Source organism: Bacillus cereus group sp. BfR-BA-01356 (assembly GCF_022663635.1).
In the GTDB taxonomy this organism is placed as follows: domain Bacteria; phylum Bacillota; class Bacilli; order Bacillales; family Bacillaceae_G; genus Bacillus_A; species Bacillus_A cereus.
Map to the genome: position 1 here is coordinate 1 of NZ_JAKUFX010000276.1, position 1,071 is coordinate 1,071.

Here is a 1,071-nt window from a genome sequence, read left to right on the forward strand (position 1 = left end):
GTTTATTTGAGATGCTTATTTTTAAGAGTATGCTTTTATTTTAGGAATGTTTTGATCCGATGAGTCGAAAGCTCAGGTTGTGCTCACTCTTAAGTTGATGGGCATGGGGTACCGTCAGCATTTCCGAAAAAAACCACGCTAAGCAAAAAATAAAATAAGCTGCCCATATGGACAGCTTATTTACATAATTATCGTTATTGGAAGTCGTTTTAAAATTCTACATGTTTACTTTTTTCTTGTTCTTACGAATAAACCACAACACCACAGTTAAAAATAATAAAAAAATCAGTAAAAAGAGCGGTATTTTTTGAATAAAGAAAAATCCTTTCCAAAAATCTAACCTAGTACTATCAGGATAATCTGTTGCCATCCCACCTATAAAATAAGATAACGGAATGGTAAGTATATTTATCCCTAAACCGATCATTACGAATGATAGATTTTTACTCCAGATTTTTGGTAATGCAGCCATAATAAATAAAACTAATGCAGTACCAATTATAAGAAACAGTACTCCAAAATAAAATGAAAAATATAAAATAATCCCCATAATATCCCTCCAAGGCTTTAATTGTACCATCAATAAGGGTAATTTTGGTTGAATATGATATTCATAGAAAGTTAACATAACGTCTCATTATCGGTAGCGAAGAAAAAAGTGCCTCCTTAATCTCAGAAGGGATTCGCCTTTTTCTATGACTCTATGCATCTTTTTATACATTCCTATTCTAGAGCGCCTTTTGGCTTCCCTATGGTTCCCGGTGTCCCCCTATTTTTTGCATAAAACTTTGTATACTCTTAGCGTGTTTTTTCAAAAATGCTGGCCGTACCCCATCGCTATCAAGCTAAGATTTTAAAGTACCCCCTAAACGATAATTTTGTGTTTTTTACAGCACCGAAGTTCATTTTTACCGTTTTGGGGCAACCTTTTCTGTTAGGTTGATAGATATGGGGTAGCACCACACATCCATCAACTTAAGGATTTAGACTATTTTTGAAGTTAAAAGCACGTTACTATTTTCTTATGTTAATGAGAAAGGGTGACGTGTTTTTTATGAATATGAATCAAAA

The 1,071-nt window shown here is 33.4% G+C and carries 1 protein-coding gene; it reads right to left on the reverse strand.

The annotated features are described in order from the left end of the window. Positions 1–217: 217 nt before the first annotated feature. Positions 218–550, reverse strand: coding sequence for a hypothetical protein (locus MR168_RS32965; protein WP_140159407.1), 333 nt, complete (start codon positions 548–550; stop codon positions 218–220). Positions 551–1,071: the final 521 nt, after the last annotated feature.